Origin of the sequence: Bacillus sp. LNXM65 (assembly GCF_002998575.1) — a bacterium.
In the GTDB taxonomy this organism is placed as follows: domain Bacteria; phylum Bacillota; class Bacilli; order Bacillales; family Bacillaceae; genus Bacillus.
The window spans coordinates 430,986-440,464 of record NZ_PVRB01000003.1 but is presented as its reverse complement, the minus strand read 5'-3'; the positions used below and the strand labels follow the sequence as shown (position 1 = coordinate 440,464).

Here is a 9,479-nt window from a genome sequence, read left to right as displayed (position 1 = left end):
AGGTTACCCACGTGTTACTCACCCGTCCGCCGCTAACATCCGGGAGCAAGCTCCCTTCTGTCCGCTCGACTTGCATGTATTAGGCACGCCGCCAGCGTTCGTCCTGAGCCAGGATCAAACTCTCCGAAAAAGTACAAAACCGAAGTTTTGTTTTTCGCCAGTTTGACTGACTACCTATGATGTTTCATAGGATTTTTTTATAAAAACTCGAATTAACAGGTACGTTTTGTCTTGTTTAGTTTTCAAAGATCATCTTCATCGTCTCTCAGAGGCGACTTTATTAATATAACATTCTATCAAGATAAAGTCAACAACTTTTTTCTTTATGTTATTTAATAACCGCGCTGTTTTAGCGGCGAATACAAATATAACACCTTTCGAGAGAGGAAACAAGTATTTTTTCTAAATAATTTATTTTTCCTTATCTCTTCCTATATAATCATACAAAAATTGATTGCCACAGGAATTCTCTATTGTTGATCCTAAAGGTCTTTAGTATATTTATAATAGAAGAAAACTAAATAACCGCAGGGGGAGCTTTGTGCTGAGAGTGAACACTCGTTGTTCTGACCCTTTGAACCTGTCAGTTAATACTGAAGTAGGAATGTGGATTCAATTGAATACATGTGGTGTATTCAACTCGATATGTTTTTCTATGAATAACATACTCATCCTTACACGGTCTCTCCTTGCTCAATTCATGAAAAAGGAGATTTTTTTATGCAGCAATCAAATCAATTGGTACGACTGATGGAAATCGCAATTATGACTTCACTTGCACTTGTATTAGATTACTTATCAGGTCTATTTTTAAGAATGCCAAATGGCGGATCTCTTGCGCTGATAATGATACCCGTCATTCTTATGTCTATTAGATGGGGAATATCAACCGGGTTTATCATTGGTGTGCTTATTGCAGGCCTTCAGCTGATGAATGGCCCTATTATCGCTACACCTGTTCAAGGATTTCTCGATTATTTCGTCGCATCTGTTGTCATTTCCCTAAGCGGTCTATTTTCTGGATTGATCAAAAAAGCCATTCAGGATCAAAAGCGAAAGCAGCAATTCTTCTATATTACCTTATCCGTATTTGTTGCAAGTTTCTTTAGACTGTTGACGTTCTTTATCTCTGGTGTTGTTTTCTTTTCTCATTATGCACCAACAGGAACTCCAGGTTGGGTTTACTCTTTAATTTATAACAGCACATATATGGTTCCTTCATTTATTATTTGCAGTATCGTTCTTTGCATACTCATACCAAGTGCATCTCGTTTGGTTTTTCCTCACAAAAAATAACTGGCTGATTTCAGCTGGTTATTTTTTTATGCATAAATTGCCGCTCTATGGAATCTATTAATAGTAGAAGATTTCATGCTGGAGGTACGCCAATGAACCCTTACTCCATTATGCTGTGCTGTTATATTCTCAGTCTTGCTTATTTTTTGGCAGGTTTCTATGAAGCTTTAAAGATAGCAGGAATAAAAGGAAAAGTAGAAGCTTCTCCTTTTATCTCTTATATTTTGCTAGCTGTGCTTTTCACTTTTTTCTCTCATTATTATTGGAAGCTGACGATTTAATTCGGTGTACATGGTCATGTAATACAGACAGTTCCCACCCATACCCTATTTCATTATGTTCCTCGCCAGCCAGCTCGAACTGGCTGGTAACGACAAAATGAGGTTGAAGCTTTTGATAAAAATGCTTTGCCGAATTTTGTTCAAACACCCACAGCATCATATTCTGATACCCTTTCTCTATTAAATAACTCACTCCTTCTGCAAGTAAAGCGATACCTGCTCCTGATTTCTGTTTCTCTTGCAATAAATAGATCGCATAAAGTTCTCCATCATATGTTGAATAGCGCTCATCACGTTGTTTTCCAAAAGAAGCAAAACCAAATACCCCCTCGGCATCTTCTGCGACAAACGTCCCTTCAAGTGACCTTCTTCTCCAGCTCTCTTCTCGATCTTCTATATTTAAACCATCCAAATAATCCTGATTAATAATGCCTTGATAAGTCGTCTGCCAGCTCTTCACATGTATTTCGGCAATTTTAGGAATATCTTTTTGTACAGCATGCCTCACCTTCATCCGCGCCACTCCTTCTCACTGTTTTCACCCTATCTTCATTATGATAAATTCCTATTTCCTAAAATTCAATCAATAAAGGATATTCGTTGACATTTTGTCAACACACCTTTATATTGGGTACGACTTCTTCTATAGAAGAGTTGAAACATCATACAAAGGATGGCGTAAAAGATGGATTTTAAGACAACTGAGCTTGGGCCGCTCTTAAAGGAAAAATTGCAACAACGTTCTCTATCTTTAAGAGATCTCAGCACATACACAGGAATTGATAAAGCGACACTGTCTCGAATCATGAATGGAAAAAGAAAACCAACTTTGAATCACCTGCAGCGGCTTTCAGATTCTCTGAACATATCATTAGATCAACTATTGACTGCTGCAGGGTTTCCAGTCAAAAGCGAAAAGGTGCACGGTGATACGTTCATTCAAGCGGTAGAAGAGATCGAAAAAATACTGAAAGATCAGGACGTCTACGACGGTACATTTAGTCAGACCAAATTGAAACAAAAGTTAAACGAATACGAAGCCTATAGCCAAACAAACGAGGGAAAAGAAACGATCTCGGCAAATTTTGAGAAAAAGATGGAGACGCTAAGCGGCGTCGGACCATTCCTTCAACATTTGAAAAACATGTACAGCTTATTTATGACCGGACGGGGGACTTCTCGAGAATTAATGGTGATGGGGGGCGCACTCCTTTATTTCATTATGCCTGTTGACTTAATACCAGATTATATTTTTCCGATCGGCTATATTGATGATGCTGCGGCTGTGAAAATTGTCATAGACCAGCTGACAAATAGGTAGCAGGACAAGAAGCTATGAAAAAACAGTACAGCATTGACTTCGTACTTTTATTCACTGTGATTTGTTTATTTGTCATCAGCCTGATAGCTGTATATAGCGGATCGGGACAGTATGAAACGCAAGATATGTTTTATTTCGTCAAAAGACAAATTTTCTGGTATATCGTCGGTTTCGGCCTCATGGCAGCTGCTGCATACTTTGATTATGAACTGCTTGAGCGTTTATCTTTTCGGTTATTTGCAGGTGGTATTTTCCTCATTATTCTTGTGCATTTTTTCGGAACGAGTCAAAACGGATCCCAAAGGTGGATCAGCTTCGGTTCAATCAAAGTTCAGCCATCAGAGTTCATGAAAATTTTTGTGATCCTGCTGCTAGCGGCTGTCTTGAACCAATACAAGCATCAGCGATTTTCGTTTAAAGAAAGCATCATTCCTACAAGTAAAGTCGTTTGCTGGACCGTTGTCCCTTTTTTCCTCATCTTAATTCAGCCTGATTTAGGGACAGCGCTCGTGATATTATCCATCGCCTTTACACTGATGCTTGTGTCAGGGATTTCTAGCAAGATGATGGCCGCATTAATGGCTACTTTTCTTACACTTCTTGCATTTTTGGTCTACTTGCACAATGAACACTTTGAGCATTTTACAAAAATCATTAAGCCTCATCAGCTTGATCGCATTTATGGCTGGCTCTCTCCTGATGAATTTGATTCAACATACGGGTATCAGCTGAAACAATCGATGCTCGGCATTGGATCAGGTCAATTATCAGGAAGCGGTTTTACACAGGGGCATCAAGTACAAGGAGGTAATATCCCTGAAGCGCATACGGATTTTATATTTGCCGTTATTGGTGAGGAGTTTGGTTTTATCGGTGCCTCCCTTTTGATGTGTTTGTACTTAATGATGATTTACCGAATCATTCATGTGGCTATGCATGCTAATACGCTTTATGGATTGTACATATGTGCGGGAGTCGTTGGGCTGATCGTGTTTCAAGTTTTCCAAAACGTAGGGATGACAGTCGGTTTAATGCCTGTGACGGGACTCGCGCTTCCTTTTATCAGCTATGGGGGCAGTGCGCTTTTGACCAACATGATCGCCATTGGCCTCGTGTTTAGCGTCAATCTTAGGTCATCATCCTATATGTTTGGGCGCAATTGGAATTGAAGATGATGACATTTCTTCTATCTCATCTCAAAAGAGTCGACCGCATTCTAGTTGGAACGATTGTGTTCCTCTGTTTATTTGGTTTACTGATGGTTTACAGTGCGAGTTATCCTTTAGGAGAAGTGAAGTATGAAAAGGGCAGCTATTTCTTCATCAAACAATGGCAATGGCTCCTGATTGGGGGATTCTTTTTCTTCATTGCCGCTCTGTTCCCTTATCAGATTTATCGTAAATGGATTCGGTGGCTTGTTATGCTGTCATTGTTATGCCTGATCCTAGTCCTGCTTCCTGGAATCGGTGTTGTCAAAAACAATTCCCAGCGCTGGGTTCAGTTGGGCTCTCTCATGCTCCAACCTTCTGAAGCTGTGAAACTAGTGATGGTGATCTATTTTGCCTATGTGTACGCGAAAAAACAGGCGTACATTACATCTTTTAAAAAAGGCGTACTGCCGCCACTCATTCTTTTAGGTCTTGTTTTTTTGTTGATCTTAAAGCAGCCTGATTTAGGCACAGCTGTGTCTATTTTATTAAGCTGCGGCATCATTTTATTATGCGCTGGGCTGAAAACGCACCATCTCATTTTGCTAGGATCGACTGCGGCAGCAGGTATCACATTTTTTGCAGTGACAGCTCCTTATCGTTTGAAGCGGCTGACTTCTTTTCGTGATCCTTTTCAGTATGAAGATGGAGATGGATATCAGCTGATTCATTCGTATCTCGCGATGGATTCAGGCGGGCTGACAGGGAATGGCTTAGGCGGGAGCATTCAAAAGCTAGGCTTTCTTCCTGAAGCCCATACGGATTTTATCATGGCCATCATCAGTGAAGAGCTGGGAATCATGGGGATTTTGTTTGTGATTGGTGCATATCTACTCATCATGTCTCGCGCTATGCGAATTGTGCAGGCTTTACACGACCCTTTTGGAAAGCTGTTAACGATCGGGCTCACGTTTCAAATCATGCTCCAAGCAGTCTTTAATTTAGGCACTGTCTTTGGTCTTCTTCCAATCACAGGCATTCCGCTTCCCTTTATTAGTTATGGCGGCTCCTCCCTAGTGTTCATGATGATATCTGCTGGTATTCTCGTGAATCTTTCTTCATATGTAAAGAGGAATCCATATCAGGCGCATGCCAAATAGACACCTTCTGATGGAAGGTGTCTCTGGTTGTTGACAAAGGGCTAAAATGGGTTTTATTTTAGCCCTTTGTCTTCTATTCAGCGTGATAGAAAACCTTTGAAGTCTAGGAAGGACGAGTACTGGCGCGGAGCGAATTAGACATTCGTGAGCACCAGCGCGCAGGACTGACAACGAATGCAAGGGTTTGTCTACACGCTGAGACACCTTCTGATGGAAGGTGTCTATTATGTTTATTCTTCTATTTGATGATCAGCGATCTCTTTTTTTCTTGGCTGTTTGATTTCATTCGTTAGTTCCTGAATGCTTTGTTTCACATTGCCTTTACCGGAAAAGTTCTCAATAATTTCTTTGACATCAATTCCAGAGGATGCTTTCAGGCTTTCTTGCAGACTGGACATGAGGTTTGTAGCATAGCCAGTGACTTTATTGGCACCGCTGCCTTCGCCGTTACCTCCCGTATCCACAACAGTAATTTTATCAATGTTAGAAAGTGGTGCAGATACTTGCTTCGCATATTCAGGAAGCATTTTCACAATCATATCAAGGATCGCTGCCTGACCATACTGTTCGAATGCTTCAGCGATTTTCTCTTTGGCTTCGGCTTCCGCAAGTCCTTTCAGTCTAATGACTTCTGCTTCGGTTTCCCCTTTCGCACGATCAGCTTCCGCTTTGGCAAGCCCGTCAATTCGGACTTTCTCAGCTTCTGCCTTTGCCATTGCTTCAATGCTGTATTTCTTGGCATCTGCTTCAGCGAGGCGTTTCGCTTTTTCCGCCGCAGCTGACTGCTCAACAGCATAACGATCCGCATCTGCTTTCTTTTTCACTTCAGAATCGTATTGACGCTCACGACGCTGGATCTCTTTTTCTTCCAATTCAATTTGCTTCTGACGTTCAATGATTTTCACTTGCATTTCTTGTTCAGTTACGTGCTGACGGTTACGAGCTGTTTCAAGATCGTACGCTTGGTCGGCACTTGCTTTCGCTGTATCCTGTTCACGTCTGAATTCTGCTCTTTTCAGCTCATTGACCTTTTCTGCTTCAGCGATTTCAGTAGCACGCTCAAGCTCAGATTTCTTCGCATCTTTATCTGCTTCGGCACGTTTGATACGTGTTTCCTTATCCGCTTCAGCTGTTGCAATATCTGCATCGCGTTTCACTTGGGCAATTCTCGGTTTACCTAGTGATTCTAAATAGCCATTTTTATCACGGACATCTTTGATCGTGAACGACACAATGACCAGGCCCATTTTCGCTAAATCTTGAGAAGCGACACGCTGTACTTCTTGAGAAAATTTTTCTCTGTTTTTATAAATCTCTTCGACTGTCATTGATCCTAAGATGGAGCGAAGGTGTCCTTCTAGTACTTCTCTCGCTTCGTTTTCGCGGTCTTCTTTTGTTTTACCTAAAAATTGCTCTGCAGCAGTAGCAATTTCTTCAATCGATCCGCCAATTTTAATGATGGCCGTTCCGTCCGCCATGACTGGTACACCTTGTTCGGTATAGACTTCAGGCGTTGAAACATCTAGCTTGCTAGATAGTAAGCTGAGCGGCTCTGCTTGTTGAAAAACAGGGAGCACAAAGGTACCTCCGCCTCTTACAATCTTAATCTTGTTTCCACCTTCATCCACGTGGACATTTTTACTTCCTAGGTAACTTCCTGTGACGATTAACGCTTCATCTGGACCTGCTGTCCGGTATTTCGAAACAAATACACCAATAAGTGCAATAAGAATCACAAGCACAATTCCAATGATAATCAAAATGGTTGTTCCTGGCATAGCATTCCCTCCTAGATTTCTTCATTTGGTATAACTGATAAGACGCCTTTGTTCACTTCGACGACCAGCACCCGGGTTCCATATGGAATCTCCTCTTCGTCGAAACTGACGGCAGGCTTTGAGATTTTCCCGCTATTACTAATTAACAGCACTTCTCCAAACCCGTCTTTTGGAACAGATACAATGATCTCCCCAGTTCTTCCTTTTAAGTCGGCCTCTGTATATGAAAGAGATTCTTCAGCAGAGGAAAGCGGGACTAAGACAAATACATTCAAACAGGTCACAAGGACCACTGCGAGGATGGCAGATAATACTGCGCCAAGTCCACTCCCTACAATTGCTGTTTTTTCAGAGATAAACCCTCCAGCCGAGAAAAAGGTAAGAAATGCGAGGATCAATGTTGGTTGAAGGAATGAAACAGGAATCGCTTCAAACAATCCATCAAATACATCGCCGAAAAAGACGAAAACTAGTGTCAGGATTCCTGATATCATCAATATGTATAAATACAGCGTCTCAAGCGGCAGCCCGAACACATCCATCTTCCTCACCCTTTCTTCATGAAATGAACAGCCTTTGTTTCATTTAGACCATGCTCACCTCCAATGTATTCCTTCTAACAGGTAATACGAACCACTTTTGTAAAGGTTTCAAATTTCCTCACAATTCTTCACAGGAATTCCCCGATAGCTCAAGAATGATTGTCATGTACCACTATGTTAAAATTTGATCTTGAGGTGATGAAAATGAGTTTATTACATGAGGCAAGACAAGAATTGTGGCAAAAGCTGCAAGGTTTGAACGAAGAACAATTGAATCAAAAATTATCTGATGATACTTGGAGTATTCAAGAGGTGGCAGATCACTTAAAGAAGATGGATCTCATGGCAGCAAAACATCTAGCTGCTGAGGGAAAAAAAGCACCGATCAAGGAATATGAGCCAAAGCCGGTGGAAATGGCAGAGGACCGTTCTAGAAAAGCCACTGCGCCTAGAATTGTTGAGCCTGAACGCAAGCATGTGACACCTACACATTTAAAGGATGAGCTCGATACAGCACGTGAACAGCTCAATCAAATTTTATCAACGTTTACTGAGGAAGATTTCAAACGTGTCATTGCGCACCCGGTGTTTGAAGAGTTATCCCTTAAGCAATATCTTGATTTTATCGGCGCACACGAAAAACGTCATATTCATCAAATCAAAGAAATTAAAGAACAGCTATAAGACATAAAGAAGACTCCCTTTTGGGAGCCTTTTTTCATTGTTACACTGTTTTCGGTGTTAGATCAAAACAGCGAGCATAAATCCAGTTGTACGCTTTTTCATTTAGATCTCTTGGGTTTCCAATTGTTTGCGGATCTTTCATGGCTTCTTTAGATAAACGGTCAATCATATCTTTTGATACACCTTGTTCTTCTAATGAAGGAACTTCTAGATCTTCCACTAAATCATACATCCAGTTCACAGCAGCTTTTGCTGCTTCCTCTGTAGACATTCTGCTTGTATCAATGCCGAACGCTTGCGCAATACGAGCGAATTTTTCCGGATACCCTTTCCAGTTATACTCCATCACCGGTCCCATCATTGCTGCTACACACTGGCCATGCGCTACAGGAATAATGCCTCCGAGTGTTTGACTCATCGCATGTGCAGCTCCAGCTGATTCACTTCCATAAGAAAGCCCGGCAAGCATTGCAGCTTGTGCCATTCCATATCTCGCTTCCAGGTCTTCGCCATCGGCAAAGGCACGGCGGATATAATGAGCAGCATATTCAATGGCCATGAGCGCTACCGCATCTGTAATGGGCTGAGCAAATTTCATTGTATAGCATTCGATAGCGTGAGCAAGCGCATCAATTCCAGTCATTGCTGTCACATGAGGAGGCATGGATACATGAAGCTCTGGGTCAATCACTGTGAGGTGAGCTGCAATGAGTGGTCCACCTGTGTTGAATTTAAATTCTCTTTCTTCATCCGTAATCACTGCCCACTGCGTAACTTCTGAACCTGTACCAGCCGTGGTCGGAATGGTGGTTAAAGGTGGGATTCTGTTTTCAAGCGTTTTTTTTCCCTCTGCCGCTTCGTAATCAAGGACTGAGCCTTTATGAGTCACCTCTACTCCGATTGCCTTCGCTGTATCCATTGAGCTTCCGCCGCCTACAGCGACTAATCCATTACAGCCTTCTTTTTCATATAACGCAGATCCTTCATTCACTAAACGAACTGGCGGGTTTGGCTCTACTTTATCAAATAGGATCACATCGATTTGTGCTTCTTTTAATGAAGCAACCACTGGGTCTACTACGCCCGCTTGATAAATACCTGGGTCTGTTACAAGCAATACCTTCGTGACACCGTATGCTTTCACTTCTTCCCCAACATGTTTCACTGCACCAATGCCATGTTTGATGACAGTCGGGATTTCAAATGTGTGGAATTTCTGCATGCTTTCAATTTTCATATTTAACGTCATATAGAATCTCCTCCAAATGT

9 protein-coding genes, 1 rRNA gene and 1 riboswitch are annotated in these 9,479 nt (G+C 41.7%); of the genes, 5 read left to right on the top strand and 5 right to left on the bottom strand.

All coding sequences use genetic code 11. The annotated features are described in order from the left end of the window. Positions 1–130 (bottom strand): 16S ribosomal RNA (locus tag C6Y03_RS08370); the annotation flags it as partial. Between the two features lie 390 nt (positions 131–520). Then, a riboswitch (TPP riboswitch) is annotated at positions 521–622 on the top strand. A 98-nt stretch (positions 623–720) separates the two neighbouring features. Here C6Y03_RS08370 and thiT point away from each other — a divergent pair. Beyond that, on the top strand, positions 721–1,296 hold the full coding sequence (gene thiT / locus C6Y03_RS08365; protein WP_106039159.1) for an energy-coupled thiamine transporter ThiT: 576 nt from the start codon (positions 721–723) through the stop codon (positions 1,294–1,296). Between the two features lie 240 nt (positions 1,297–1,536). On the opposite strand, the gene C6Y03_RS08355 is transcribed toward thiT, so the two are convergent. Further along, complete coding sequence (locus C6Y03_RS08355; protein WP_106039157.1) at positions 1,537–2,091, bottom strand: GNAT family N-acetyltransferase; 555 nt, start codon at positions 2,089–2,091, stop codon at positions 1,537–1,539. Positions 2,092–2,262: 171 nt separating this feature from the next. Here C6Y03_RS08355 and C6Y03_RS08350 point away from each other — a divergent pair, with 171 nt between their 5' ends. Genes C6Y03_RS08350 through ftsW form a run of 3 tightly spaced genes read left to right on the top strand, consistent with a single transcriptional unit; the run spans position 2,263 to position 5,206 of the window. Next, on the top strand, positions 2,263–2,898 hold the full coding sequence (locus C6Y03_RS08350) for a helix-turn-helix domain-containing protein (RefSeq protein ID WP_060597120.1): 636 nt from the start codon (positions 2,263–2,265) through the stop codon (positions 2,896–2,898). A gap of 14 nt (positions 2,899–2,912) precedes the next feature. Continuing rightward, complete coding sequence (rodA, locus tag C6Y03_RS08345) at positions 2,913–4,067, top strand: rod shape-determining protein RodA (protein WP_060597122.1); 1,155 nt, start codon at positions 2,913–2,915, stop codon at positions 4,065–4,067. A gap of 5 nt (positions 4,068–4,072) precedes the next feature. Then, positions 4,073–5,206 carry a putative lipid II flippase FtsW gene (gene ftsW, locus C6Y03_RS08340; RefSeq protein ID WP_106039168.1) on the top strand — a complete coding sequence of 378 codons (1,134 nt, stop codon included), beginning with the start codon at positions 4,073–4,075 and terminating at the stop codon, positions 5,204–5,206. Positions 5,207–5,436: 230 nt separating this feature from the next. On the opposite strand, the gene floT is transcribed toward ftsW, so the two are convergent. Then, positions 5,437–6,984, bottom strand: coding sequence for a flotillin lipid rafts scaffold protein FloT (gene floT, locus C6Y03_RS08330; protein ID WP_060597126.1), 1,548 nt, complete (start codon positions 6,982–6,984; stop codon positions 5,437–5,439). A gap of 11 nt (positions 6,985–6,995) precedes the next feature. Then, positions 6,996–7,526 carry an NfeD family membrane protein gene (locus C6Y03_RS08325; protein ID WP_060597128.1) on the bottom strand — a complete coding sequence of 177 codons (531 nt, stop codon included), beginning with the start codon at positions 7,524–7,526 and terminating at the stop codon, positions 6,996–6,998. 204 nt (positions 7,527–7,730) lie between these two features. Here C6Y03_RS08325 and C6Y03_RS08320 point away from each other — a divergent pair, with 204 nt between their 5' ends. Beyond that, positions 7,731–8,210 (top strand): DinB family protein, encoded by a 480-nt coding sequence (locus C6Y03_RS08320; RefSeq protein WP_060597213.1) that lies wholly within the window; start codon positions 7,731–7,733, stop codon positions 8,208–8,210. Positions 8,211–8,250: 40 nt separating this feature from the next. Here the strand turns inward: C6Y03_RS08320 and gbsB are convergent, their stop codons facing one another. Next, positions 8,251–9,459 carry a choline dehydrogenase gene (gene gbsB, locus C6Y03_RS08315; RefSeq protein ID WP_106039155.1) on the bottom strand — a complete coding sequence of 403 codons (1,209 nt, stop codon included), beginning with the start codon at positions 9,457–9,459 and terminating at the stop codon, positions 8,251–8,253. Positions 9,460–9,479: the final 20 nt, after the last annotated feature.

What these genes read in the sequence shown, in the direction of transcription:
- thiT (WP_106039159.1), top strand. Translation starts at nt 721, where the DNA reads ATGCAGCAATCAAATCAATTGGTACGACTGATGGAAATCGCAATTATG.
- C6Y03_RS08355 (WP_106039157.1), bottom strand. Translation starts at nt 2,091, where the DNA reads ATGAAGGTGAGGCATGCTGTACAAAAAGATATTCCTAAAATTGCCGAA.
- C6Y03_RS08350 (WP_060597120.1), top strand. Translation starts at nt 2,263, where the DNA reads ATGGATTTTAAGACAACTGAGCTTGGGCCGCTCTTAAAGGAAAAATTG.
- rodA (WP_060597122.1), top strand. Translation starts at nt 2,913, where the DNA reads ATGAAAAAACAGTACAGCATTGACTTCGTACTTTTATTCACTGTGATT.
- ftsW (WP_106039168.1), top strand. Translation starts at nt 4,073, where the DNA reads ATGACATTTCTTCTATCTCATCTCAAAAGAGTCGACCGCATTCTAGTT.
- floT (WP_060597126.1), bottom strand. Translation starts at nt 6,984, where the DNA reads ATGCCAGGAACAACCATTTTGATTATCATTGGAATTGTGCTTGTGATT.
- C6Y03_RS08325 (WP_060597128.1), bottom strand. Translation starts at nt 7,526, where the DNA reads ATGGATGTGTTCGGGCTGCCGCTTGAGACGCTGTATTTATACATATTG.
- C6Y03_RS08320 (WP_060597213.1), top strand. Translation starts at nt 7,731, where the DNA reads ATGAGTTTATTACATGAGGCAAGACAAGAATTGTGGCAAAAGCTGCAA.
- gbsB (WP_106039155.1), bottom strand. Translation starts at nt 9,459, where the DNA reads ATGACGTTAAATATGAAAATTGAAAGCATGCAGAAATTCCACACATTT.